The organism is Pseudomonas sp. 2957 (assembly GCF_031456345.1).
GTDB classification, from domain to species: domain Bacteria; phylum Pseudomonadota; class Gammaproteobacteria; order Pseudomonadales; family Pseudomonadaceae; genus Aquipseudomonas; species Aquipseudomonas siliginis.
Genome location: NZ_JAVDUL010000001.1, coordinates 763171 through 789617 on the forward strand (window position 1 = coordinate 763171; position 26447 = coordinate 789617).

Below are 26447 nucleotides of genomic sequence, written 5' to 3' on the forward strand. Positions count from 1 at the left end.
CAGCCGTTGCCCAAATGCGTTTTAATCCCTGAACTTATCGGAAGATTCCTGCTCTCATGCCGGTAGCCATTGGTCGTGGCGGCCTGATAAGCTCGCGGCTTTACTCGATTGCCCATTCGGCGCATGAACAAGGAAATAGCATGAAACAGCATCGGTTGGCGGCGGCGGTAGCCCTGGTTAGCCTGGTACTCGCGGGTTGTGACTCGCAGACCAGCGTAGAGCTGAAAACCCCGGCGCAAAAAGCTTCCTACGGCATCGGCCTGAACATGGGCAAAAGCCTTGCCCAGGAAGGCATGGATGATCTGGACTCCAAAGCGGTAGCCCAGGGCATCGAAGATGCCGTTGGCAAGAAAGAACAGAAGCTGAAAGATGAAGAACTGGTCGAAGCCTTCGCCTCGCTGCAAAAACGTGCTGAAGAGCGTATGGCCAAGATGAGTGAAGAGTCGGCAGCCGCCGGCAAGAAATTCCTCGAAGAGAACGGCAAGAAAGCCGGTGTGACCACCACCGCTTCCGGCCTGCAGTACGAAGTAGTGAAGAAAGCCGACGGCCCACAGCCTAAGCCGACCGACGTCGTAACTGTTCACTACACCGGCAAGCTGACCAACGGCACCGTGTTCGACAGCTCCGTAGAGCGCGGCAGCCCGATCGATCTGCCAGTCAGTGGCGTGATCCCGGGTTGGGTTGAAGGTCTGCAACTGATGCACGTTGGCGAGAAGTACAAACTGTACATCCCTAGCGATCTGGCTTACGGCGCTCAGTCGCCAAGCCCGGCAATCCCGGCCAACTCGGTTCTGGTTTTCGACCTGGAACTGCTGGCCATCAAGGATCCAGCCAAAGAAGACGCCGCTGCCAAGTAACACGCAACGGCTCGAAAACAACGCCTCGCACATGCGGGGCGTTGTTGCATCTGCAGGTCAGGGAAGGTAAACAGAGCGAACTGACAGCGATCAGCACAGTCATAGCTTTGAGGCTGCCCGCGCTAGACGCCCTGAGCTGCCAAGTCAATGAAATATTGGGCTTTTTTATGTGAGTAAAAAACGCCCGATCTGAGCGCAGCCCTTATGAAACGGGGCTCTCAGCGCTGAAATGCAGCTCTGTTCACAAGGTTATCCACAATTTGTGTGGATAACATTTCAACGGGAAGAATAGATGAAAGCTCCGTGGAATTTCGCTCGATTCCTGCCGTTGGCCGGTCGCCTGCTGGCCCGTGGACGCTTGCCGACCCTGTTGTTTGCCGTGGCCAGCAAAGGCGCCGCGCAAGGCAATCGCCTGGGCAAACTCAAGGATGATCTGCGCTTGCTGCAGTCGCTGTGCCTGGCCTACTGGCGTGGCGAGTATCGTACGATCAGTGCCAAGTCGCTGATTTCGGTGGTGGCGGGCCTGATGTATTTCCTCAGCCCGGTGGATGCCATTCCGGATTTCATTCCCGTGTTCGGCATGCTCGATGACATCGCTGTCCTCGCCTGGCTGATGAAAACCCTCGATGATGAGCTCAACGCCTTTCGTCTGTGGCGCAAGCGCCAGCAACCGGAGAAGCTGGCGGTGGTTGAACGCCTCCCTGATACCCCTGAACAATTGCAGCTGCAAGGCCCGAAAAAGCCCTGACTGACGAAGACTGCCTACAGATAGATACCACTCGCGACCTTGGCCGCTGTTAGGATTACACTTCTAGGGAAAAGTGCCGACTCGCTAAGTGGTGTTGTCCTACGGGGTAGTCATGGATATTCAGATAATTGCACGCGATGGCGAACCCGAATACGCGGTTCTGCCGTGGGCTCAATATCAGGCTTTACTGAAAGCAGCAGGGATCAACGCAACACCGGTGCAGCAGCCAGCAGCGCCGCTCGCCGCCTCGCCGGAGCCGATTCTTCCGGGTCTGGATCAATTACGCAGTTTGCGCGAAGGGAAGGGCATCGCCATCGAGGCGCTGGCCCGCACGGTAGGCATCAGCCCGTCATATCTGGCCATGATCGAAAGTGGTGAGCGTCTGCCCGACGCCGCGATTCGCCGCAGCCTGGCTTGGGAACTGACGGTGCCGGGTTGGAGGGACGAATCGTGAGCGTACGAATCAGCCGTCAACATTGGGACGGATTGCTGGGGGAACTGGACCAGGCGCGTCGTCAGCGCCATCTTCTGACCTATCGAGCCTTGCTTGAGCGTTTGCAGCTACCGACTCCGGCGATGCAGACGTTGACGGCTGCACTGGAGCATCTGGCGGCACTGGACGCCAAAGCCGAGCAGCCGTTGCGCAGTTCGCTGGTCATCAGTCAGGGCGCCAGTCGTTTGCCGCGTACCGGTTTTTTTGAATGTGTCGAGCGTCTGGGGCGCTTTTCCGGGCCTTCGGATGGCGTTGCAGCGGCGTCCTGGCATGCGTCGGAAGTGGTGCGCGTCTTCGAATACGAATACCCGGAATCGGCGGAGGCCTGAGTGTTTCTGCGCCTCAAGGCGCGGGCCGGTTACTGGCTGGCCCGCAGGCTGTTTCATTGGTCGTGGTTCGTTCGCCAGCCGCGTGGCTGGCGCTGGCTCGAAGGCCAGTTTGCACGCATGGCCAACCTCGGCGATGTCGGTGCGCAAAGCTTTTATGGGCACATTCTGACTTTTCGCGGCGTCGGGTTAGGCGCGCGTGAAGAAGGCGTGCGCTTACTGCGTCTGGCGGCGTTGGCTGGTGATGGTAAAGCGGCGTATCAAGTCGGCGTGATCAGCCTCGCCGGTACCCCGAGCAAAGCACCGGATCCCACTGAGGCCGCTCGTTGGTGGAGCATGGCCGCCGAAGCCGGCCACCCGTTGGCCGAGCTTAAGCTGCAACAGCTGATGGCTGGTGATTCAACGCAGTAATTCCATGTATGTCTTCTAAGTAAACGCGGCGTGAGGTTTTCCTCACGCCGCGTTTACGTTTTTGCCTGCACGTTTTTCGCTGGATGTTGGATTGCAGATTAGTCCTACATCCTTTGCCTACTCGCCTGACTTCTTTCCTTTCTGATCCCCCGCACAGTTCCCGCGACTAATTTCTTGCGCGAGGGACCGCTCATGCTTCAGCCCGTTTTTCAGCCCACCTTGTCTGCCTGCGTGTGTTGATGGAAGCCATCGCTCGCATCGAGCAGGAACTCGACAGCTTTCCGCAAACGCTCAGCCTCTACCGCAAACAGCTTGATCACTGGCTCAGTCGCAGGGTGGACCAGATCAGCGAGGCAGCAGACCTGCCATCGCTGGTGGGTATGGAGCGGATCATTCGCTTCGGCGATCGCAGCACGGCGGTCAGTAGCAGCGACGAGGAGTTTTCTTCCAGCGTCGTCCAGTGCCCGCAGGGCGGGCTCATGCAGATCGAGAGCAAGTTTGAATCGGTCTACGACATCCCGCTGGGCAACATTTCCGTCGATGTGGTCGACGTGGATAGCGGCAAGACCGCGCCGGTCACCCTTGATCAGCAGGGCAAGGGCGAATTCAGAGGTGAAGAGGGCAAGTTCTACCGCGTTCTTGTGCACAGCGCTGTCACCTCCAATCAAGTCGCGAAGCTGTTCGAATCCTATGACGGTTTGACCGGCGAGCTGGACGGCTGGCTGCGTAGCGAGTGGCAAGGTTTCAAGCCGCAGTGGTCACAGTCGGTAGCGGCCGCAGCCAGCAACGGCATGCTCGCCGGCAGTTGGGCGGCCATCGAGGGGGTATGGGACAGCCTCGGACTGCTCTCGGAAATTCTTCAGGAACCCGGCAAGTTCGCCGAGCGTTTGGGCAGTGGCGCGGCTGAGCTGATCGAGCTGGCACAGACCGCGCCAAATCTCATGGAAAAGCTGCAGTTGCTGGTCAGTGACGAAGCGGCGATGTGCTTGCTGCTGCGGTCGGCAAGCCTGTGGCTGGACATGCTGCCGCCCAGCGAGATTGCCGGCAAATCTGCTGAAGTGGCGTCGATGATGATCGTGCAACTGATCATCGATGTGTTGATCAGCGTGGTGCTGACGTTTGTCGGAGCGGGGGCGGGGATCGCTTATCTGACGCTGCGTCTGGCTGACCGTGCAACGCAGCTGTTCAACGTCGCCAAGCGTCTGGTCAAGGCGCTGTTCAGCATCGTCAGCGCCTTCATTGAATACGTCGACCGCTACAAAGCCGTTGCCGCGCGCGGCATCGCCGCCGGGGTGAAAAAGGGCCGGATGCAATTGCGCTGGGATGCCCAGCGCAACGCCATGTTGAAGAAAGACGAACAGCACGACGACGTCCCCGACCAGGCAAAAAACCCCAACGGCGACGCCGCCGATTGCGTCCCCAATACCTGCAAAAACGGCTGTCCGGTGTCGATGGTCACCGGCGAGGAACTGCTGACCCTGACCGACGCGGTGCTCGATGGCGTGCTGCCCTTCGAGTTCACCCGCTTGTACCGCAGCAGCGCGGTCGAGATCGACATCGGCCTGGGTTTTGGCTGGAGCCACACGCTGGCCCATCGCCTGTCCTTCGACGGCGATGGCGTGATCTGGATCGACCACGAAAACCGCCGCACTCGTTTTCCCCTGCCCAACGTCGCGCGCCCAGCGATTCACAACAGCCTGTCGCGGGCGGCGATCTTTCTCGGCGATGAGCCGGAAGAACTGATTCTGGTTTTGGCCGGCGACAGCGCGCGCTTTTATCACTTTCGCGCCGGCCGGCTGACGGCGATCAGCGACGTCTACGGCAATCGTCTGACCCTGCAACGCGATCGCTCCGACCGCATTCAGCGTCTGGACAACGGCGCCGGCCGCGCCCTGCTGTTGCGTTATGACCGCGCGCAACTGGTGGCGATCGATTATCAGGTGTTCGTCCAAGGCGAGTGGACCACCGAGCAAACCCTCGCCACCTACAGCTTCGATGCCCGGCAACGCCTGCTGACCGCGACCAACGCGGTCGGCGACAGCGAACGCTACGACTACGACGACCATCACGTCATCCTCCAGCGCCAGCTGACCGGCGGCGCGAGCTTCTTCTGGGAGTGGCAGCGCGAGGGCAAAGCGGCGCGCTGCGTGAGGCACTGGGCTTCGTTCTCGCAGATGAACACCCGTTACGTCTGGAACGATGACGACGCCAGCGTGACCGTGCATTACGTCGACGGTACCGAAGAAGTCTACGTCCACGACGAGCGCGCGCGACTGGTGCGCCAGGTTGCGGCCGATGGCGGCGAGCAGCTCAAGGCTTATGACCAGCAGGGGCGATTGATCGCCGAGCAGGATGCGTTGGGCGCGGTCACCGAATATCGCTACGACGAACTCGGACGGCTGATCGCGCTGATTCCGCCGGACGATGCACCAACGTCCTACGAGTACCGCAACGGTTTTCTCTACAAGCGTTGCCGTGGTGATGCGGTGTGGATCTACCGGCGCAACGCTGAAGGCGCCGTTACCGAAGCGGTCGATCCCCACGGCCAGGTCACCCATTACTACTACAACCTGCGCGGGCAATTGCTGTCGCTGCGTTATCCGGACAGCAGCCGCCACCGTTGGGTGTGGAACGAGCTCGGCCAGCTCATCGAAGAAACCCTGCCCGATGGCGGCGTGCGGCGCTTTTCCTACGATGCGCTGGGACGGCGGATTACCACCCATGACGAATTTGGTGTTGTCAGTCGTCAGCAGTGGGACGCGGCCGGCCGACTGATCCTGACGACTTCTCCTACGGGCAGCACGCGCGCCTACAGCTACGGCGCCTACGGCCAGATCACCGCTGAGCGCGACGAGCTCGGGCGCATCACCCGCTACGAATATGACGACGACCTGCATCTGGTCTCGCGGCGGATCAACCCCGACGGCACCCGCGTGCAGTACCGCTATGACCATGCGCGGCTGTTGCTGACCGAAATTGAAAACGAATCGGGCGAAAAATACCGACTGGATTACACGCCGACCGGATTGATCCGACAGGAAACCGGGTTTGATGGGCGGCGCACGGCTTACGTCTACGACCTCAATGGTCATTTGCTGGAGAAGACCGAGTTTGGTGATTTCGGCCCCAGTCTGGTCACCCACTATGAGCGCGACAAGGCCGGGCGTTTGCTGGTCAAAACCCTGCCCGATGGGCTCAAAGTCCGCTACGACTATGATCGCCTCGGGCGCTTGGTTGCCGTTGATGACGGGCAAAACCATCCGCTGGCCTTCGAGTATGACCGTCAGGACCGGCTGATCACCGAGCATCAGGGCTGGGGCACCTTGCGCTACGCCTATGACGCCTGCGGTCAGCTCAAACGCCTGCGTCTGCCGGACAACAGCAAGCTCGATTATCACTACGCCAAGGGCGGTGCGCTGTCAGCCATCGACCTCAACGGCACGCCGCTGACCCGGCATGTGTATCAGTCCGGTCGCGAACAGCAACGCCAGCAAGGTCTGCTGCTCAGCGAATACTCCTACGACGATCAGGGCCGCTTGCTTGCCCACGCTGTAGGTCATCGCCACGCTTCGCTGTACCGCCGCGATTATGCCTACAGCGCCAACGGCAATCTCGAGCACATCGCCGACAGCCGCCACGGCCAGCGCACCTACGGCTACGACGCCCTCGACCGGTTGATCCGCGTCCGTCACTCGCGCGACGAACTGCCCGAATCCTTCGCCCACGACCCGGCGGGCAACCTGCTGATGCAGGACCGCCCCGGTCCCGCGCAGATCAAGGGCAACCGCCTGCTGATGCAAGGCGACCGCCATTACGACTACGACGCCTTCGGCAACCTGATCCGCGAACGCCGAGGCCACGGCCAGACCCTGGTCACCGAATACCGCTACGACTGCCAGCACCGCCTGATCGGCCTGACCCGCCCCGACGGCCAGACCGCCACTTATCAATACGACGCCTTCGGCCGCCGTATCCGCAAAACCGTCGACGGCGCCATCACCGAGTTCTTCTGGCAAGGCGAACACCTCGTCGCCGAAAGCAGCGCCACGCAATACCGCAGCTTCCTCTACGAACCCGGCACCTTCCGCCCACTGGCGATGCTCGACGGCAAAGGCCCGAAAAAAGCCTGCCCGTTCTACTACCAACTCGACCACCTCGGCACCCCGCAGGAACTCACCGACTACAGCGGCGAAATCGTCTGGTCCGCGCAATACGACGCCTACGGCAAAGTCGCCGCTGTGACCTTGGCCGGCGAAGACTACCTCGACCAACCGTTGCGTTTTCAGGGGCAGTATTTCGATGTTGAAAGTGGGCTGCACTACAACCGGCATCGGTATTACGACCCTAGGTTAGGGCGGTATCTGACGCCGGATCCGGTGAAGCTCGCGGGTGGGTTGAATCAGTATCAGTACGTGCCGAATCCGACGGGGTGGGTGGATCCGTTGGGGTTGAACGGATGCCCGCCAGATGGAGACGGAAAAGGGAATCCAACGGCACCATGCGGGAATGCAAAGGTTGATACCAGAGAACCTCTTCCACCGGATATAGAATGGTCGAGTCCTAGCGTTAAACGAGCTTCTGCGCTGCTGGATCAAGGTGCTAAGGACGTTACTGTTAACAGTCGAGCTGAAGCTGAAGAATTGTTCAGAGGGAAATATTTAGGTCAAGGATATAAGAATGCTGAAGAGTTCAATTCCGTTACCGCCAAAGACTATTTCCAAACGCCCTTTGGGAAAGAATCGTACTATCACTGGGATGACACAGCTGTATCTAATGTTGTGAATCGAAAAGTTTACATGGCAAATCATAGTCCTGACGATCCGCATGCTGTCATGCCTCATCTACAATTACATCCAAAGGACGGCAAAGTAATCCGAATTTACTGGCCAAACTCATTTGCAGGTCAAATATGAAACAGCAGAAGAAAATCGCTCGTAGCGTATGGTATGGACTCGAAGGGACGAGCTACGACAATATTGCACAAGAACTTCCGTGCAAAGATCACTCAAGTCGAAAGTGGGTCTCAATATATGCTAATTACAAATATTCTTTCTCAGGCGATCCGCATCAATATTACGATTTTATTCATAAATCGAAAGGGTTCAGGTTTTCGATTGTAGTGTTTACTGTGGCTATTGAAGAAATTGGCTCCAGCGATGGTATTGATGATCGGGATATCGTGATATTAAACTTTGTACCCGTTAATTCTGAGGAGGATATCTATACGGTTTTGGAACGGCTCGCGATCGATCCGGAATTATTCTGCCCTCCATGGCGGTGCGGGTATCCGATTTGAGTAGTCCGATAGATTGAGAATTAGTAGTCACTACTTAGTACCCTTGCGTGTCTTAAGAGGGGGCATGTGATCGCTAGATTATGATTGTGAACTACATGGAGTTCATGATGCGCTACTGTGCTGGGGTTTAACCAACTAGCTGTGATGTCTGGGCCGGAGGCGCTATAGCATCGAGCAAATACACACTAAACCCCACAACCCCCTTCGCATGATGCTTAGCCTGCGAAGCCATCTCCGCAAGCTGGCTGGCATCAAGCGTTGCACAAGCTTCAGGTCGCAAATGCACCACCCCGATCGATAACGACAACAACGCAAATTCTTGCCGCACACCCTGTCGGTTTGGCGCTACAAAACAACCGGCTTCCAGATGCTCGGGCCGATAGAACCGGCGGCACTGGCTCTGGAAGTCGTCGAGCAGTTGGTTGAGGCGTTTGCGCCAGTCTTCGGGGCCGAGGACGAGGAGGAAGTCGTCGCCGCCGATGTGGCCGACGAAGTCGCGGGTGGGGTCGATGCGTTCGTTGAGGCATTGGGCGAGGCAGAGCAGGACTTCGTCGCCGCGACCGTAGCCGTAGATGTCGTTGAAGGGTTTGAAGCTGTCAATGTCGACGTAGCAGATGATCGATTCGCGGGCCTGTTGCAGCAGGCGGGTGAGGCACTGCTGGATCGGTACGTTGCCCGGCAGCAGGGTGAGGGGATTGGCGTAGCGCGCCTGCTGGATTTTCAGTTCGGTGATCAGTTTCAGCACGTCGATCACTCGGCCGAGGCCTAGATAACCGCCGTTGAGGGTGATGATGAAGTCTTCTTCGATGCGCTGGCGGGCGCGGCTGGTGATCAGGCGGCTGACTTGCTGCAGCGACTGGCTGATTTCCACGGCGAGGAAATCATCGTTCATCAGGCGGCTGATCGGTTTACGTGCAAACAAGTCCGTGGCAAACGGTTTGAGCAGTGCGTCGGACAGGGAATGGCGATGGACGATGCCACAAGGCTGGCCTTGTTCGTCGAGCACCGCGAGCGAATTGAGGTTGGCCTGGCGGCGAAAGGCTTCCAGTACCGTCGCGGTGGGCGTATCGCGTTGCACGGCGGGCTGGTCGTTGAGCAGGGCGCTGAGGTCGCTGCCTTCGTCATTCAGTGCGACGGCGCTGCTGTCGTGTTTGGGCATCATCGCGCGAGCGTCGCGGGACGGATGTTCCTGAGGGCGGCCGAGCAGGTAGCCCTGCACCAGGTCGACGCCCATTTCAGTCAGCACCGCGAGTTCTTCCGGTAGCTCGATGCCCTCGGCGATGACTTGCGCGCGCGAGGCTTTGGCAATTTGCAGAATCGAACCGACAAACTCTCTTTTCAACGCATCCTGATGAATGCCATCAATGAAGTGCCGGTCGATCTTCACGTAATCCGGACGCAATTCCGACCACAGGCGCAGGCTCGAATACCCTGCGCCCAAGTCGTCCAGCGCAATGGAAAAACCCATCGCCCGGTAGTGATGCAGGGCGGTTTGCAGCAACTGGAAGTCATCGATTGGCGTCTGCTCGGTGAGCTCGATGACCACTTGGCTCGGCGCAATGCCCAAGTCCTGCAGCAGTTGCAACGTACGCCCGGGTTGGTGCGCGGCTTCGAGCAAGGATTCTGGAGACACGTTAAGGAACAGCTTGCCCGGCAGTTGCTGCTCATTGAACCGTCGGCAGGCGCTTTGTCGGCAGGCGATTTCCAGTTCACTCAATCGACCAGCCTGTCGCGCCACGGCGAACAGGGCAATCGGAGAGTGAAGAGGGCTGTTGGACGGGCCACGGGTGAGGGCTTCGTAACCGAGAATGCGGCGTTCGGAAAGACAGATGATCGGCTGGAACAGGCTGTGTAAACCGCTTTGAGTCAGGATCGAGCTCAAGGCGCTCAGCTGTTCGGTCGTGGTCATGGCAGTCTCTGGCGATAAAAAAAGGACCGGGAGCGCTTGCTCCCGGTCCTTTATTGCACGACAGAATGATGACTGTTTGATGACGATCCGGGGATCGTCAGCACTAAATTGCCATCACTTACTTCTTGGCCACCTGATTGCTCAGTTTCAGGTAATCCAGCAGCACGCGCCCGGTTTCGCTCAGGTAGGCATCGTCTTCTGGTTTGACCTTGTCCGGCTCGGCAGCGGCCAGTGCGTCTTCGTCTTCTTTCTTCAGCTCTTTGAGCGGTTCTTCGCCTTTGGCCTTGCGACGGATGTTCTCCATCGCCAGTTGCTTGGCGTCGATGTCGGCGTGCTGGGCACGACGATCGGCTTCGTTGAGGCTGACGGTTTTTTCTTCCATCAGTTTCTGCGCCAGGGCCAGCTTGTCGCGGATGAACACGAACTCGGCATCCTTGTTGGTGCGCGAGTCATGTTCGGACTTCAACTGGGCGAGGAACGGCTTGAACGGATCGGCCGCCGGTTTGATCGCCGCGCGAATGGTGTCCCACGGCATGGCTTCCGGCAGGGCACTTTCGCCGATTTCCTTGGTGTCGATCAGCGACGGGTAGTCGATGTCCGGCAGTACGCCCTGATGCTGGGTGCTCTGCCCGGAGACACGGTAGAACTTGGCCAGGGTCAGTTTCAGTTCGCCGTGGTTCAGCGGCTGAATGGTTTGCACAGTGCCTTTACCGAAAGTCTGGCCGCCGATGATCAATGCGCGGTGGTAGTCCTGCATGGCGCCGGCGAAGATCTCCGAGGCCGAGGCGGACAGGCGGTTGACCAACAGCGCCATCGGGCCTTTGTAGAACGCGCCCGGGTTTTCATCTTCGAGCACGTCGACACGGCCGTCGGCGTTACGCACGAGTACGGTCGGACCTTTGTCGATGAACAGGCTGGTCAGCTCGGTGGCTTCCTGCAGGGAGCCGCCGCCGTTGTTGCGCAGGTCGATGACCACGCCGTCGACTTTGTCCTTCTGCAACTCGGTGAGCAGCTTCTTGACGTCGCGAGTGGTGCTCTTGTAGTCCGGATCGCCGGCACGGAATGCCTTGAAGTCGAGGTAGAAGGCCGGGATCTCGATCACGCCAAGTTTGTAGTCCTTGCCGTCCTGTTTCAGGCTGAGGATCGACTTCTTCACGGCCTGATCTTCGAGTTTCACTGCTTCACGAGTGATCGGCACGATCTTGGTGGTCTGGTCGTTCGGCGCATTGCTCGCCGGAATGACTTCCAGACGCACCACGGTGCCTTTCGGACCGCGAATCAATTTGACCACTTCGTCCAGACGCCAGCCGACCACGTCGACCATTTCCTTGTTGCCCTGGGCAACGCCGATGATCTTGTCGGCCGGAGCGACCTGCTTGGTCTTGTCCGCCGGGCCTGCCGGCACCAGACGCACGACCTTCACTTGATCGTTGTCGCTCTGCAACACGGCACCGATGCCCTCGAGGGACAGACTCATGTTGATGTCGAAGTTTTCCGCGTTATCCGGCGACAGATAGTTGGTGTGCGGGTCGTAGGACATGGCGAAGGTGTTGATGTACGCCTGGAAAATGTCCTCGGCACGGGTCTGGTCGAGGCGCGCCAGCTGATTCTTGTAGCGCTTGGTCAGGGTTTCCTGGATCTGCTTCGGGTCTTTGCCGGCGATCTTCTGGCGCAGCACTTCGTCCTTGACGCGTTTGCGCCAGAGGTCGTCGAGTTCCGCGGTGGACTTGAGCCAAGGCGCGTCCTTGCGATCGATCAGCAAGGTCTCCTTGGTGTTGAAGTCCATCTTGTCGACGCCTTTGTTCAGCTCGGCAAGGGCGAAGTCCAGACGCGCTTTGACGCGGTCCAGATAGCGCTTGTAGATGGTGAACCCGGCGTTGAGGTCGCCGCTTTTGAGGAAGTCGTCGAACTGGGTCTTCCACTTGTCGAATTCGGCGATGTCGCTGGCCATGAAATAGCTGCGCGACGGGTCGAGCAGCTTGATGTAGCTGTCGTAGATGATCACCGAGCGCGCATCATCGAGCGGCGGCTTGCTGTAGTGGTGACGCTTGAGCAACTCGACGACGTTCAGGCTGGCGATGACTTCATCGCGATCAGGCTGCAACTTGTCCCAGCTGTTGGCTGCGAATGTGGTGCCCGACACCGGCAACAGGCCGATACCGATGAAAAGAGCGAGGGCGGTGCTGGGGAGCAGATGCTTCATGCTGATTCGACGCGGGGACAATTGATAACGCATATTAGGCCGTCTTTGAAGTCGCCGGTTCTTTGAGAGCCGGTCGCATAATGCAAAAAGCCCGGCGCTACAGCTTCGGGCTCAGTCCAGACTCACTATGGAGGCAGTGTGAAGGCATTGCAAGGCGTTGAAGGTCAAGTGGCATGGGTTGAAGAGCCGAGTCCGACGTGCGATGTAGGACAAGTCCGCATCCGGGTGGCGGCAGCCGGCCTCAATCGCGCCGATTTATTACAGAAAGCAGGGCTTTATCCGCCACCAGCCGGGGCCAGCCAAGTGCTTGGTCTTGAGTGCTCCGGGGTGATCAGCGAGGTCGGCGCGGGCTCGTCCTGGCAAGTCGGTGACCGGGTCTGCGCCTTGCTGGCCGGGGGCGGCATGGCTGAAGAGGTGGTCGTCGACGGACGGCATGTGCTGCCGGTGCCCGAAGGTATTTCGCTGATCGAGGCGGCGGCATTGCCCGAGGTGTACGCCACCGTCTGGCTGAATGTGTTTCAACTTGCAGCGCTGAAACCCGGTGAGAAAATTCTCCTGCACGCCGGCGCAAGTGGAATCGGTTCAGCCGCCATTCAGCTGTGCAAAGCCTTCGGCAACCCGTGCTGGGTCAGCGTCGGTTCCGCCGAACGCCTGGCTTACTGCGAAGCGTTGGGTGCGCAGGGCGGCGTGGTGCGCACCGATGAAATTGAAAGCCTGCGCGACTTCGGGCCGTTCGATGTGATTCTCGACCCGGTGGGCGGCAATTATGCGGCGCTGAACCTCAAGCTGATGGCGCTGGACGGACGTTGGGTGCTGATCGGTTTGATGGGCGGGCGCGAGGCGAAGATGGATCTGGCGCAGGTGTTGGCCAAGCGTGTGCAACTGCTCGGTTCGACGTTGCGCAGCCGTAGCGATCAATTCAAGGCCGATCTGCTCAGTGATCTGGGCCAGCATGTGTGGCCGCTGTTTGCCGAGGGCCGCTTGCGTCCGCAATTGGCCAGAGCCTTTGCGGTGAAGGATGCCGAAGCAGCGTTTGCCGAACTGGCGAGCAATACGGTGGCGGGCAAGTTGGTGTTGGTGATCAATGAGGGTTTGAGCTGACAGCAAAGCAAGGTCAAAAGATCGCAGCCTTCGGCAGCTCCTACAGAGGCACGCATTCCAAAAGTAGGAGCTGCCGAAGGCTGCGATCTTTTGCTTTTATTTCCAGAGGTGGATCGGCCAGCCGGATTTTTCCGCGTGCTCGAGTAGCACCGGATCCGGATTGACCACGTGTGGAAAATCCACTTTCAACAGCAGCGGCAAGTCATTGCGCGAATCGGAATAGAAACTCGCGCCCTCGAGGTTTTCTTCTTCGGCGTCCAGCCATTCCAGCAGGCGAGTGATCTTGCCTTCGCGGTAGGTCAACGTGCCCACGGTATGGCCGCTGTAAACGCCGTGCGCGACTTCCAGTTCAATCCCTAGAATCTCGTCGATGCCGAGTCGATCGGCAATCGGTCTGACCAGGTGCGTGCCCGACGCCGAGATCACCAGAATCCGGTCGCCGGCCTTGCGGTGCGCGGCGATGGTTTTGGTCGCGTCGCTGAAGATGATCGGTTCGATAAAGTCTTCAACCCACGGCCCGACCAGGTGCTCGACTTCTTCTGGCGTACGGCCGATCAGCGGTTCGAGGCTGAACGCCATGTAATCTTCCATGCGTAATTTGCCATGGCTGTAGGCGTCCATCAGTTCGTTGTTCTTGCGCATGAACGACTCGGGATCGACCCAGCCCAGGCGCCCCATCTGCTCGCTCCAGAGGGTGGCGCAGTCGCCGTGGATCAACGTTTCGTCCAGATCAAAAATTGCCAGGGCCATCAGTGCAGTTCTCTCTTCAACGTCAGCAAAGTCATCAGGCTACCTCACACAACGCCGTCGGATCGATGGAAAGTGCCAGGCGTTGTCCGTCGGGATGCAGATCGGCGGCGGAGCGGTTGAGCACATCGACCACCAGTTCCACGCCGCGTGCTTCGACGCGATAGCGAATGACGTTGCCGAGCAGGCTGTGGCTGCGGATCTGCGCGTCGAGTTCGCCGTCAAGGCTCAGTTCGATGGCTTCCGGGCGGATGGCGATGCGATGGTTGACCGGCCGTTGCAACAGCTTCGAGGCGGCATCTGCGTCGAGCAGGTTGTAGTTGCCGATGAAGCCGGCGGCGAATACATCGACCGGAGCGGTGTAGAGGGTTTCGGCGTCGCCGCTCTGGACGATCTTGCCCTGATTCATCAGGAAAATCCGGTCCGACATGGTCAGCGCTTCTTCCTGATCGTGGGTGACGAAGATCGTGGTCAGGCCGAGTTCGCGCTGGATCTGACGAATCTGTTCGCGCAGGTGTTTGCGAATCCGTGCGTCGAGCGCCGACAGCGGCTCATCCAGCAGCAACAAGCGCGGGCGGGTCACCAGCGACCGGGCGAGGGCGACACGCTGGCACTGCCCACCTGACAGTTGATGCGGATAGCGGCTGGCGAAGTCGTGCAGTTCAACCAGTTTCAACACTTCAGAGACGCGCTTGTGGCTGTCATCGGCGTTGACCTTTTGCATGCGCAGGCCGAAGGCGACGTTCTGTTCGACGGTCATGTTGGGGAATAGCGCGTAGCTTTGAAAGACCATACCGATGCCACGTTTCTGTGGGCTCAACGGCACGAGGTCGACACCGTCGAGGAGGATCTTGCCGCCATCCACCGGGGTCAGGCCGGCGATGCAACGCAGCAAAGTCGACTTGCCGCAACCGGACGGGCCGAGCAGGGTGACGAACTCGCCTTTGTTGATCTCGCAATCGATGTCGCTGAACACCGTGGTGCCGGCATAACTTTTCTGCAGGTGTCGGACGCTGACGTAGCTCATTCGCTTTTGTCCTTGTTCAAGATGTTGGCGATCCAGGTCAGGACCAGCACGAAAAAGAAATACGAAATGACCAGCGCACTGGTGAAGTGACCGCTGCTGTTGCGCATGTTGTTCAGGTACACCTGCAAGGTTTCGTAGCGGGTGCCGACGAGGATGTTGGCGAACACGAACTCACCGAAGAGGAACGAGAAAGACAGTAGCAGCGCCACCATCAGGCCTTTGCGCAAGTTCGGCAGCACCACCAGAAACGCCGCTTGAAAGGTGCTGGCGCCGAGCAGTTGAGCGGCGTCCATCAGGTCGCGCAGGTTGATCGCTTGCAGGTTGTTGGTGATCGCGCGGTACATGAACGGCAGCGCTACGGTGAAGTAGCAGCCGATCAGAATCCACGGTGTGCCGACCATCGCCATCGGCCCGGAACCGTATAGCTGCAGCAGCCCCACCGAGGACACCACCGGCGGCACCGCGAAGGGCAGCAGGATGAGGATGTTCATCAGCGCATCGAGTTTCGGAAAGTAGTAATGCACGACAAACAGCAGCGGCAGGATCAACACCACCGATAACACCAGCGCGCCGACGCAGACGATCAGCGACTGCCCGAATGCGTGGAGAAAGCGCGGATCGCTCCACAGCTGGATGTACCACTTGAAGGTGAAGCCGCTCGGCAGAATCGTTGCCGACCAACTGCTGGCGATCGAATAGACCAGCGTGCCCAGCAGCGGCAACAGCAGAATGGCGAACAGCAGATAGACCACGACGCGGTGGTAGAGGCCGGCCGGGCCGGATTCAGCGCGAGACATGGTAGCTCCTCTTCAACAGCAATTGATGCACGACGGTGACAATGGTCATCAGCGCCACGAGCACCACCGCCAGCGCGCTGGCCAGGTTCGGGTCAAGGGAAATGTCGCCGGAGACCATCGCCGCAATACGGATCGGCAGAACGTTGAAGTTGCCGGTGGTCAGCGCATAAACCGTGGCGTAGGCGCCGAGGGCGTTGGCCAGCAGGATCACGAACGTGCCGAGCAACGCCGGGGTCAACACCGGCAGGCCGATGTGCCGCCAGAACTGCCAGCCGTTGGCGCCGAGCAGTGCGGCGGACTCGCGCCAGTCTTCACGCAGAGCGTCGAAAGCCGGATAGAGCAGCAGCACGCCGAGGGGAATCTGGAAATAGGTGTAGAGGATGATCAGGCCGGTTTTCGAATACAGGTTGAAGTCCTGAATGATCCCCGACTGCTTGAGCATGATGGTGATGCTGCCGTTGAAACCGAGCAGGATGATGAACGCGAACGCCAGCGGCACGCCGGCAAAATTGCTGGTCATGTTGGCGAAGGCATTCACGAAGTTGCGCAGCTTCGAATCGACGCGGCGTAGTGAATACGCACCAAGCACGGCGATGATGATGCCGAATACGCTCGACCAGAAACTGATCTCCAGGCTGTACTGGATTGCCTGCCGATAGAACTTCGAACCGAAGATCTTGCTGAAATTGGCCAGGCCCCACCCGGACTCTTCCGATTGCAGGCTGTTGATCATCACCCAGACCAGCGGGGCGATTTCGAAGACGATAAAGAACAGCGCGAAAGGCACCAGACACAGCGCCGCGAGCCATTTGCCGCGAGTCATGGCATTCACTTGAGCAGCTCCCTGCACACAGGTTTGTCGTGGGACACGCCGAGCAGCTCGCAAACTGTGCCGCAGAGCTCGGTCTGCTTCGGTGTGACATCAGGGTTGAGGCTGAACGCCTCGCCGAGGACGAACAGCGGCACCTGACGTTCTTCCGCCAGCAGGCCGTTGTGCGAGCGATCGTTGTTCATGCCGTGGTCGGCGGTCACCAGCACCTGATAACCAGCGTCGAGCCAGCTCTGCAGATAGTCGGCGAGGATGACGTCAGCCGAGCGCGCGCTGTTGCGGTATTGCGAGCTGTCGAGGCCGTGCCTGTGCCCGGCGTCGTCGATGTTCATCGGGTGGATCAGGAGGAAATCCGGCGCGTGACGCAGGCGCAGGTTCTCGGCGTCGGCGAACAGGTGCGAATCCGGATAATGATCGTTCCAGTAGAAGTGGCCGTACTGGATCGGCAATGTCGGATCGTCGGTGTGGCGGTCGCGCGCGGCCACGAACGGTGAGCGGTTATACAACTCGCTGACCCAGTGATATGCCGCAGCGGCGGTTTTCAGCCCGGCATCGCGGGCGTAGTGATAGATGCTGCGCTGGTTGGACAAGCGCGAGACATTGTTGTGAACGATGCCGCTGTCGATCGGCGGCACGCCGGTGAGGATACATTCGTAAAGCGGTCGGGACAGGGCGGGCAATTCGCACTCCAGTTGATAGAGCGCCGCGCGTCCTGCGCCAACATAAGCCTGCAGATGCCCCATGGCGTGACACGCAACCTCGTAGTTGAGGCCGTCGAGCACGACAAGGATGACGTTGTGCTTCATAGGGGCAAGAACTCCGCGAAATTCAGATATTCCGAAATCAACCCGATCCCCTGTGGGAGCGAACCCGCTCGCGAATGCAATACATCATTCAACAGTGATGTCGACTGACGCGCCGCCTTCGCGAGCAGGCTCGCTCCCACATTCGGATCTTCAGCGGATCCCGAACAGGGGGATCACAGGATTACTTCATCTCTACGATGACTTCTTCGTTCCACTGCTGCGGCAGGGCTTTGGAGGTCTTTTCCCACGCGTCGGCGTCCTTGACTGGCGTAACGTTTTTGTATTGCTCGTTCGGCAGCAGTTTGGCTTTCACGTCTTCCGGCAGTTGCAGGTGTTCGGCGCGGATCGGCCGGGCGTTGCCGCGGGCGAGGTTGGTCTGGCCGGCGTCGCTGAAGATGTATTCGCGCGTCAGCTTGGCGGCATTGGGGTTTTTCGCGTACTTGTTGATGATCGTGGTGTAGCCGGAAATCACCGAGCCGTCGGATGGAATCAGCACCACGTAATCATCCGGGTTGGCCATCTTGGCTTTGTAGCTCAGGCCATTGAAGTCCCAGACCACGCCGACTTCAATCTCGCCTTTTTCCATGGTGGCGATGGTCGGGTTGGCCATCGACAGACGACCCTGTTTGGCGAGGTCGGCGAACAGCAGCAAGGCAGGCTTGATGTTTTTCTCGTCACCGCCATTGGCCAGTGCGGCAGCGAGGACACCGTTGGCGGCCTGGGCAGCAGTGCTCACGTCGCCGATGGAGACTTTGTATTTACCGGTTTTCAGGTCAGCCCATTTGGTCGGCACGTCGGAGCCGTTCAGCAGCTTCTTGTTGACGATGAAGGCGATGGTGCCGGTGTAGGCCAGTGCCCAGTTGCCGTCCTTGTCCTTGGCCCAGTCCGGAATCTGATCCCAGGTGCTTGGCTTGTACGGTTGCACCACGCCTTGCTTGACCGCGATCGGGCCGAAGGCGGCGCCGACGTCACCGATGTCGGCGGTGGCGTTGTCTTTTTCAGCTGCGAATTTGGCGATTTCCTGGGCCGAGCTCATGTCGGTGTCGATGTGTTTCAGGCCGTATTTCTTGGCCAGGTCTTCCCAGGTGCCTTTCCAGTTGGCCCAGTCATCGGGCATGCCGACGCTGTTGACGGCGCCTTCCGCTTTCGCAGCGGCTTCGAGGGTTTTCAGATCGGTGTCGGCCGCCATGGCGGCGCTGCACATTGCAATGGTCGAGCCTAACAGTGTTGCCAGGAAAAGCTGTTTCATTCCGAAGCTCCTTGGTCGTGTTCAACGCTGCGATTGCGGTTGTGTTGGTCTAGGTCAGCAATACCTGAGCCAATTTAGGCGGGCTGGATGACATTTTGATGTCGATGGCCTTATGGCTGATCTTTTCTCCGCCCGGGATTGGCCGTTGCCAAACAAGCGTAGACCATGACGCAGGCCCGATAAGCAAGGGACTTGGCCGATGTATTGCAAGCCGTGAAAACGACCGTTGGGTAGTTTTGTCATCTGTCGGTCATCTGCACTGCCTAGGCTTGCAACACACGAAAGCGCTCTGAGCAGCGCCCGGATTTGCCCTGAAACAGTGCTGGTCTAGTCCAGATAGGTAACGTTGATGCGCGATGAGGCAACGAAAGCGGTGACAGCGATTGGCCAGGTGCTGCAGGAGCAGATCGATCATGGTTTGCTGGGGGCCGGGAGCAAGTTGCCCGCTGAACGCAAGCTCAGCGAGTTGTTCGGGACGACGCGGATCACTGTGCGTGAAGCGCTGTTGCAATTGGAGGCGCAAGGGCAGATTTATCGTGAGGAGCGGCGCGGCTGGTTCGTGTCGCCGCCGCGTCTGGCGTACAACCTGATGCAGCGCAGTCATTTTCACGCGATGGTCAGTGCGCAGGGGCGTGAGCCGTCGACCGAGGTGATTTCGGCGCGGTTGCAGCCGGCTTCGGCGGCGGTGTGTGCGTGGTTGCAGCTGCCGGCGTTGTCGAGCGTGATCCAGATTTGCCGCTCGCGGCGGATTGATGGGCGACTGGTGTTGTATGTCGAGCACTACCTGAATCCGCAGTTTTTTCCGGGGATTCTTGAGTTTGATCTGAATCAGTCGATCACTGAGTTGTATGCGCGGCATTTCGATTTGCACTATGGGCGGGTGCGGTTTGAGATTGTGCCTACGTCTTTATCTGTCGATGCAGCGGCGGCTTTGCGGGTGTCGGTGGGGAGTCCGGGATTGAGGATTGCTCGGGTCAATTATGATCAGCATGGGCGGCTGATTGATTGTGATCTGGAGTTTTGGCGGCATGATGCGATTCACGTAGGGGTTGATGTGGTTTGATCTTTTTTGACCTTGGCGGCCTTTGGGCCGACCAGGTTTTGGGGGTTTGGGTGAATATCCGTTGCTGCGGTAACGGCTTCTTATGGTTCCGCCCTTACGGCGGGTCACTTTTTCAAACGCCAAAAAGTAACCAAAAGGCTGCGCCCTGACGTTCGGCCCGCTCGCTGGGGCTCGGGGTTCCTTCGCTGCGGGATCGATCCTGGCGCAGCGGCTCCGGTTTGCTTCGCTGCACCTACACTCGCTGTGTACGACTGCGTCGTACGGTCGCTGCGCTCCCACGCCCGGATCAATCCCTCCACTCAGCCTGCCGACGGGCTCCGAGATCAAGATCAAAAGCGGTGCTCGAGCTAACGCTCATCGTGTGTAGGAGCTGCCGAAGGCTGCGATCTTTTGTTTTTGCTTTCGCTTTTCTGTGGGAAGCGAGCCTGCTCGCGAAGGCGGCCTGTCAGCCGACCAATCTCTGTCGGATGTACTTAATCCCTGTGGGAGCGAGTCTGCTCGCGAAAGCGCCCCCACAGTCACCCCTTCCTACTTGCCCACCGCCGCATTCCCATACAGATAATCCGTCGCCAACGACGCCAATGTTCTCACCCCAACCACCAGCGCCGACTCATCCAAAAAGAACCCCGGATTGTGATTCGGCGCGGCCTTGCTCATGTCCTGATCCCGCGGCGTAACCCCGAGAAACACAAACAATCCCGGCGCCTCTTTGGCGAAGAACGAGAAATCTTCCGCCCCACCCACCAGCGGTCCCTGCACCACATCATCCTTGGCCGCCCACTTCAATGTCGGCAGCATTTTCTCGGTCAGTGCAGGGTTGTTAATCGTCGGGTCGTATTTTTCGATGATGGTGACGTCGGCTTTGGCGCCGCCGCTTTCGGCGATTTTCTCGATGGTCTGGCGTACGTCGCTGTGCAGTTTCTGGCGGATGCCGTAGTCGTAGGAGCGGATGGTGCCGGTCATGTCGAGTGATTCGGGGATGATGTTGTAGCGGGTGCCGCCGTTGATGGTGCCGATGCTGACCACCGACGGGTAAGAGGAAATGTCGGTGCGGCGGCTGACCACGGTTTGCAGGCCGACGATGGTTTGCGCGCCGACGGTGATTGGGTCGATGCCATCCCAGGGGCGGCCGGCGTGGGTTTGTTTGCCGTGGATCTTGATGCGCAGGTCGTCGGAGCTGGCCAGGGTCGGGCCGGGGCGGTTAGGCGATCTGGCCGGCGGGGACGCCGGCCCAGACGTGCAGCCCGAACACCGCGTCTGGTTTCGGCGATTTCATTACGCCTTCCTCGACCATCATCTTCGCGCCCCAGGTGTTTTTGCCGTCGGGAATGAAGTCGCTCGGGCCTTCTTCGGCGGGCTGGAAGTAGAACACCACGGTGCCGGGCAGGGTGTCGCGCATGCCCGTCAGAATTTTCGCTGCGCTGAGCAGGATTGCGGTGTGGGCGTCGTGGCCGCAGGCGTGCATGACGTCGACTTCCTTGTCGAGATACGTGCCTTTGGCTTTCGAAGCGAACGGCAAGTCGGAGACTTCCTTGACCGGCAGCGCGTCCATGTCGGCGCGCAGGGCGACGGTCGGGCCGGGCAGGGCGCCTTTGAGAATGGCGACAACGCCGGTGCGGGCGACGCCGGTTTTCACTTCCAGGCCCATGGCTTGCAGCTGTTTGGCGACCAGTTCAGCGGTGCGTTTTTCAGTGTTGCCAAGTTCTGGATGAGCGTGAAGGTCGCGGCGGGTTTCCAGCAGCTCCGGCTCGAGCTTCTGCGCCTGCTCGGCGATGCGCGTGCGGGCGCTGTCCATCGTCGCGGCACTGGCGTGGCTGGCGACCAGGGTGAGCAAAAGGGTCTGGGCAATACGCGTCAGTTGCATGGGCTTCTCCTTGATTATTGTTGTTGGCTTCCTTGCCTGTGACAAAGGCTTTGCACGCAAGTGCGATCGGGTCCGGAAAGCGCTATGCGCTCCGACAGATTTACGTTTGAGCATAAGTTATCAGCGAAAACTCCTACCGCTTTATCAGTTCCGTCCGGCGTGACAGATAAAACGCGGGCGATAACCATGTACCGCACCGCACAACATCTATTTCCATAAATTTCTCCAGGTGCCGGTCACGTTATTGGCTGTTTGAGGGTAACGAGTCAGTGCGACAAAACTATTGTCCATGGAGGACTTATAAATGCAGCGTAATGGAATAACGCTTCCGCCGATTGTTGTGCGTCCGGATAAACAAGATGAATATTTACATTATTTAGGTGCAGGGGACGGCTCGGGACCAGGCATTAACTTTGCGCCGCTGGGTGAAATACTCGATATGGAAAGTATCTATAAAGATACTTCCAGGAATATTGCTCAGGTCATTGAAAATGAACTGGCAGAAGTGCGGGCAGCAGGTGATCAAAGTGTCTTGCCGCCTTTGGATGCGCTGGCGCGGGAGATGCAATTCAGGGATTCCCTGATCGCCAGGAAGTTTGGTGCGCTTTTGGTGGCCAAGGACGTGGCCATCGAACGTTTCGGCCACGCCCAGGTTGAAACCTTTTTCAACGGAGGCCGCTTACCGCAAGTCAATCGGCGAAGCGCCAGCGTCAGCGTACGGCAGGCTTATAGCGCTCTGTTCAACGCCAAGTTACTGGTTGAAGGCATTGGCGTGTTGAACAGCCAGTCGGCCACGGTCAAGGGCATGATTGCCGTGGTGCAAGCGCAGGAAGCCGAGCGGATCGCTCAGGAGCAGGCGCGGTTGGCGGCGGAATACGCCAGGCAGGTTGCACAGGAACAGGCCCGCGTCGCTCAGGAGCAGGCGCGGCGGCAGGCGGAGGAGCTGGCGCGGCAGGCCGCGGCCGATGAAATCAGGCGGCTCGAAGAGGAACAGGCCCGTTTGGCGGCTGAGGCACTAGAGCGCAAGCGTGCCGAGGAACAGGCAGCGCTTGAGGCTGAGGCCGAAGCACGCAGGGTTGCTGAGAAAAAGCGCCGGCAGGACACCTCCGGTGGGCACAGTAGCCTGTTGCGCTTTCAGGGCAATACCAGCCACGCCCAACTGGTATTTGCGACGTCCGCTGGTGCGGTCGCGATTGCCGACAACCTGATGGCGGGTTTTACCGCTTCGATTCGCGCGGCGGTGGCCGGTTTATCGGGGCTGGCTGCCGGCACGGCGTCCGGTCTGATGGTGGGGGTAAGTGCGTTTGTCTACTCCCCGGTGTTGGGTAATGGGGAATTGCCTGAACGCTTTCTGCTCAGCCTCCCACTGGCAGATCTGCTGCCCGGTCAACTGCCTGATCTGGGCAAGCTGGCAAGCGAAAGAGCACGACTGAATCTGCCGGTACGTTTGAGCGCCCGGCCGCTGACGGGCTCTCTCGCCGAACTGCTTGTCGTTCCGGTAGCGGGGACAAAACGGCCTTCCGGCGTTCGCGTGGTTGCAGCTGATTTCAACGCAGGGAACAACACTTACAGCGCGACCCTCACTGACATCCCGCCGACAACCGCGGTCTGGACTCCCGCAGTAACGCCGGCAGACAGTTCAACGCTGTTCCCCATCGAGAATCCGTCCCCACCGCGATATATCGGCGGCAACCTCGTACCGATTGAAGGACGGATCGACGCTCACCCAGGGCGGGGCAGCATTCGTTTCGACGACTTCATTCTGGTCTTCCCGTCGGAATCGGGCCTGCCACCGCAGTACGTCATGTTCCGGGATCGACGCAATGATCCAGGGGTGGCGAGTGGTCATGGAGCGCCGGTTGCGGGTGGATGGCTGGAGGCGGCCACGCAAGGTGAGGGGGCGGCAATTCCCTCAAAAATTGCAGATCAATTGCGAGGCAAGAATTTCAAGGATTTCAGGGCATTCAGGGAGACTTTCTGGAAAGCGGTGAGCGCTGATGCGGAACTGGCGATGTCGTTTGATCCAGGTAGTCTCAGTGCAATGAGCAAAGGCCGATCACCGTATGTGAAAGCGGGCGATCGGGTTGGTAAACGAGTGAAGTTTGAGTTGCACCACGTCTCATCGTTATCGGATGGTGGGCAGTTGTACGATATTGACAACCTGCGGTTGCTAACTCCGAAACAGCATTTGGCAGTTCATAAGGGAGGCGAGTAATGAAAAAATTAATGATCAATGAAATGTCCGAAGAGCAATTCTTGCATTTCGTACAAAAGATATACCAATCGGATTACGCGACTGAGAAGGGGCAAACCTCAGCTGTAATGGAGTTTGAACGACTGAGCGAACATCCAGCGGGTTCCGATTTAATCTACTACCCAGAATCGGGAAAAAGCGGTCCGGAAAATATTGTGGCGGAAGTCAAAAGGTGGCGGGCCGCCGAAGGAAAACCTGGTTTCAAAGCCAGATAAAACTAGCCCCCTATTGGTATTACCTGCCAATAGGGGGCCATCTCTGTTCAGCTTTCCTTTTTGATTTCCACCCCAGGCGTAATCACCTGCACACTCATCCTTGGCGTCGCCAGATCCAGCCCCGCCTCATCCAGTTGCCTTTTCAGCGACAAATTGAACGCCCGGGAAACTTCCCACTGCTTGATCGGCGCAGTCTTGAACCGTGCGCGCAAAATCGCGCTGCCGGACTCGAAACTTTCCACACCCTGAATCTCCAGCGGCGACCAAATATTGCGGCGCTGCAACGGATCGCTGCGCATCTTCTGGCCGACGTCGCGCATCAGTTTGATCGCGTCGTCGATTTCCATGTTGTATGGCACGGCGACGCGGAAGATGGCGTAGCCGAATTCCCGCGAGTAGTTCTTGATGCTTTTGATTTCGCTGAACGGGATGGTGTGGACGATGCCGTCGATGTCGCGCAGGCGCACGGTGCGGATGGTCAGGCCTTCGACGGTGCCGAGGTGGCCGCCAACGTCGACGTAATCATCAATGGCCAGCGAGTCTTCGATGATGATGAACAGGCCGGTGATCAGGTCAGCGACCAGCGACTGCGCACCGAAGCCGATGGCCAGACCGATCACGCCGGCACCGGCCAGCAGCGGTGTGACGTTCATGCCCATGTTCGCCAACGCGACGATCAGCGCGATGATGAAAATCGCCACGAACAGCACGTTGCGGATCAACGGCATCATCGTCTGCGCCCGTGCATTCGCCAGGCCTTTGCGCGAGCGGGTGAGGGCGTGGTGCACGGCGGTGTCGGCGAGGATCCAGATCAGCCAGGAGAAAATCAGCGTGCCGATCAGGCTGAACAGTTTGACGCTGATGTCATGGCCATCGCCTTCGGCGAACGCGATCAGCGAATGGCCCCAGACGCGCAGGCCCAGTTCGATGAAGATCAGCCACACCAGCAAATGCGTCAGGGTGTAGAAGAAGTTTTTCAGTCGCTCCGAATACAGCGCATGGCGTTTCGGCCCGCGTTGCGGTTTCAGCGAATGGCGGCGCACGAGGCCGTTGATAACCATGCACAACACCAGCAGCACCGTGCAGATCAGCGACTGGCGCAGCGCGGTGCTGGTGTCGCCGGCGGAGACAAACGTGGCGAACAGCGAGATGCCGACCAGCACCAGTGCCGGCACGTACCAGAAGGTGCCGAGGATTTCGATGGTGTCGCTGAGGGCGCGGCGGGTCAGGCGCCGCGACAGCGGTTGGTTGCGGATCAGGTGCGCGATCGGTCGGCGGAATCGCAGAATGAACAGGCCGGTCGACAGCGCCGCAAGCACATTGGCCGTGGTCGCGGCGGTGTGCGCCAGATGTACGCCCAGGCTCTCGACCAGACGCGGATCGCTCAGCGCTTCACCGAACGCGGCGAAGCTGCCGATCAGCCACAGCGGCCGAAACGCCTGATGACGCAGGATGTACAGCGCGCGATGGCGATGCGGGCCGTCGAGCAGGGAGAAGGCGATCACGCAGATCGCCGAGAAACAGGTGCCGACCACCAAGGCATAGGCCAGCACCATCGCCAGGCTTTTGCCCAGGGAAGACGGCAGCACGTAGCTCATGTACACCGTCATTACCAACGCGATCAGCCACGGCCCGAGCTTGCGCAGGGCAAAGCGCAGCATGTCGAGGGCCTTGGGGTGTTGCGGCAGTTCTTCGGTGAGGCCGAAGCGCAGACGCACGCGGTGGCTGAGCCAGATCAGCGCGGCGGCGAGCAGGCTCCAGACCATCAGGATCACTGCGAAACCGAAGATGATCGGCAGCCATTCATTGGCCGGCAGCAGCTTGCTGGTCAGTTCGTCCTTGGCCAGATCGAATTCGTTGGACCAGCGGGTGAGCGGGCTGTCGGCGCCGGAAAACTGTTTTTCGAAGCTGGCGAGGGTGCCGCCGATCAGGCCCAGTACGCCTTCTTCCGGGGTGGCTTGAGCTTTCTTCGTAGCGTCGCGCAGCTTCTTCAGATCGCTGAGCAACTGCGCGCGTTGCTTGTCGTTTTCCAGCGACTTGATCACTTCGTCCAGTGACTGGCCGAGGGGTTCCACGGCTTCAGGCTGCGGTTTGGAAGTGTTGAGCAGGCCGGGCAGACCGACCGCTTGGGCGGGCGCCAGCGGCAGCAGCGTCATCAGGCAGACAAGCAGCAGACCGGGCAAAGCAAAAAGACGAGCGAACACCAGAAGACAACCTCGCGATAGGCGGATGCGCTGGAGTGTACGAGGCCC

General features: G+C 59.2%; 20 protein-coding genes and 1 pseudogene. 11 read left to right on the top strand and 10 right to left on the bottom strand.

Annotated features, from left to right (window positions below):
* Positions 1 to 140 precede the first annotated feature (140 nt).
* From J2Y39_RS03530 to J2Y39_RS03560, 7 genes are all read left to right on the top strand, one after another.
* Positions 141 to 857 carry an FKBP-type peptidyl-prolyl cis-trans isomerase gene (locus tag J2Y39_RS03530; protein ID WP_016773732.1) on the top strand — a complete coding sequence of 239 codons (717 nt, stop codon included), beginning with the start codon at positions 141 to 143 and terminating at the stop codon, positions 855 to 857.
* 292 nt (positions 858 to 1149) lie between these two features.
* Positions 1150 to 1605 (top strand): YkvA family protein, encoded by a 456-nt coding sequence (locus J2Y39_RS03535; protein WP_310215133.1) that lies wholly within the window; start codon positions 1150 to 1152, stop codon positions 1603 to 1605.
* 112 nt (positions 1606 to 1717) lie between these two features.
* Entirely contained in the window at positions 1718 to 2059 is a 342-nt protein-coding gene (locus J2Y39_RS03540) for a helix-turn-helix transcriptional regulator (RefSeq protein WP_310215135.1), read from the top strand.
* Positions 2056 to 2427, top strand: coding sequence for a hypothetical protein (locus J2Y39_RS03545; protein ID WP_003223109.1), 372 nt, complete (start codon positions 2056 to 2058; stop codon positions 2425 to 2427). The genes J2Y39_RS03540 and J2Y39_RS03545 overlap by 4 nt, the downstream gene beginning before the upstream one ends.
* Positions 2428 to 2835 (top strand): sel1 repeat family protein, encoded by a 408-nt coding sequence (locus tag J2Y39_RS03550; RefSeq protein ID WP_310215138.1) that lies wholly within the window; start codon positions 2428 to 2430, stop codon positions 2833 to 2835.
* 239 nt (positions 2836 to 3074) lie between these two features.
* Positions 3075 to 7748, top strand: coding sequence for an RHS repeat-associated core domain-containing protein (locus tag J2Y39_RS03555; protein WP_310215141.1), 4674 nt, complete (start codon positions 3075 to 3077; stop codon positions 7746 to 7748).
* On the top strand, positions 7745 to 8131 hold the full coding sequence (locus J2Y39_RS03560) for a hypothetical protein (protein ID WP_263469732.1): 387 nt from the start codon (positions 7745 to 7747) through the stop codon (positions 8129 to 8131). Before J2Y39_RS03555 ends, J2Y39_RS03560 begins: the two co-directional genes overlap by 4 nt.
* A 127-nt stretch (positions 8132 to 8258) precedes the next feature.
* On the opposite strand, the gene J2Y39_RS03565 is transcribed toward J2Y39_RS03560, so the two are convergent.
* Together J2Y39_RS03565 and J2Y39_RS03570 are read right to left on the bottom strand one after the other, a co-directional pair.
* Positions 8259 to 10040, bottom strand: a complete 1782-nt coding sequence (locus tag J2Y39_RS03565; protein WP_236169464.1) for a bifunctional diguanylate cyclase/phosphodiesterase — start codon at positions 10038 to 10040, stop codon at positions 8259 to 8261.
* Between the two features lie 118 nt (positions 10041 to 10158).
* Positions 10159 to 12243 carry a carboxy terminal-processing peptidase gene (locus J2Y39_RS03570; protein WP_177434207.1) on the bottom strand — a complete coding sequence of 695 codons (2085 nt, stop codon included), beginning with the start codon at positions 12241 to 12243 and terminating at the stop codon, positions 10159 to 10161.
* A 138-nt stretch (positions 12244 to 12381) separates the two neighbouring features.
* Between J2Y39_RS03570 and J2Y39_RS03575 the strand changes: the two genes are divergently transcribed.
* On the top strand, positions 12382 to 13344 hold the full coding sequence (locus J2Y39_RS03575; protein ID WP_236169465.1) for a zinc-binding dehydrogenase: 963 nt from the start codon (positions 12382 to 12384) through the stop codon (positions 13342 to 13344).
* 96 nt (positions 13345 to 13440) lie between these two features.
* Here the strand turns inward: J2Y39_RS03575 and J2Y39_RS03580 are convergent, their stop codons facing one another.
* The 6 genes from J2Y39_RS03580 to J2Y39_RS03605 all read right to left on the bottom strand — a co-directional run bounded on the left by J2Y39_RS03580 (position 13441) and on the right by J2Y39_RS03605 (position 18799).
* Positions 13441 to 14094, bottom strand: coding sequence for an HAD family phosphatase (locus J2Y39_RS03580; protein WP_095180777.1), 654 nt, complete (start codon positions 14092 to 14094; stop codon positions 13441 to 13443).
* Between the two features lie 34 nt (positions 14095 to 14128).
* Positions 14129 to 15118, bottom strand: a complete 990-nt coding sequence (locus J2Y39_RS03585) for an ABC transporter ATP-binding protein (protein WP_150638743.1) — start codon at positions 15116 to 15118, stop codon at positions 14129 to 14131.
* Complete coding sequence (locus J2Y39_RS03590) at positions 15115 to 15915, bottom strand: ABC transporter permease (RefSeq protein ID WP_016773742.1); 801 nt, start codon at positions 15913 to 15915, stop codon at positions 15115 to 15117. Before J2Y39_RS03590 ends, J2Y39_RS03585 begins: the two co-directional genes overlap by 4 nt.
* Complete coding sequence (locus tag J2Y39_RS03595) at positions 15902 to 16738, bottom strand: ABC transporter permease subunit (protein ID WP_162245414.1); 837 nt, start codon at positions 16736 to 16738, stop codon at positions 15902 to 15904. The genes J2Y39_RS03590 and J2Y39_RS03595 overlap by 14 nt, the downstream gene beginning before the upstream one ends.
* 5 nt (positions 16739 to 16743) lie before the next feature.
* Positions 16744 to 17550 (bottom strand): alkaline phosphatase family protein, encoded by an 807-nt coding sequence (locus J2Y39_RS03600; RefSeq protein WP_310215154.1) that lies wholly within the window; start codon positions 17548 to 17550, stop codon positions 16744 to 16746.
* Positions 17551 to 17731: 181 nt separating this feature from the next.
* Positions 17732 to 18799: an ABC transporter substrate-binding protein gene (locus J2Y39_RS03605; RefSeq protein ID WP_150638735.1), complete on the bottom strand. Its 1068-nt coding sequence runs from the start codon at positions 18797 to 18799 to the stop codon at positions 17732 to 17734.
* 349 nt (positions 18800 to 19148) lie between these two features.
* Here J2Y39_RS03605 and phnR point away from each other — a divergent pair, with 349 nt between their 5' ends.
* The gene (gene phnR, locus J2Y39_RS03610) at positions 19149 to 19862 is read left to right on the top strand and encodes a phosphonate utilization transcriptional regulator PhnR (protein WP_236169468.1); all 714 of its coding nucleotides are present in this window, start codon (positions 19149 to 19151) and stop codon (positions 19860 to 19862) included.
* A 528-nt stretch (positions 19863 to 20390) separates the two neighbouring features.
* Here the strand turns inward: phnR and J2Y39_RS03615 are convergent.
* A pseudogene (locus J2Y39_RS03615) lies at positions 20391 to 21726 on the bottom strand (amidohydrolase).
* A gap of 304 nt (positions 21727 to 22030) precedes the next feature.
* Here J2Y39_RS03615 and J2Y39_RS03620 point away from each other — a divergent pair.
* Together J2Y39_RS03620 and J2Y39_RS03625 are read left to right on the top strand one after the other, a co-directional pair.
* Entirely contained in the window at positions 22031 to 23941 is a 1911-nt protein-coding gene (locus tag J2Y39_RS03620; protein ID WP_310215159.1) for an S-type pyocin domain-containing protein, read from the top strand.
* Complete coding sequence (locus tag J2Y39_RS03625) at positions 23941 to 24195, top strand: bacteriocin immunity protein (RefSeq protein WP_076566779.1); 255 nt, start codon at positions 23941 to 23943, stop codon at positions 24193 to 24195. Before J2Y39_RS03620 ends, J2Y39_RS03625 begins: the two co-directional genes overlap by 1 nt.
* Before the next feature lie 47 nt (positions 24196 to 24242).
* Here the strand turns inward: J2Y39_RS03625 and J2Y39_RS03630 are convergent, their stop codons facing one another.
* Positions 24243 to 26399: a mechanosensitive ion channel family protein gene (locus J2Y39_RS03630; RefSeq protein ID WP_041479310.1), complete on the bottom strand. Its 2157-nt coding sequence runs from the start codon at positions 26397 to 26399 to the stop codon at positions 24243 to 24245.
* Positions 26400 to 26447: the final 48 nt, after the last annotated feature.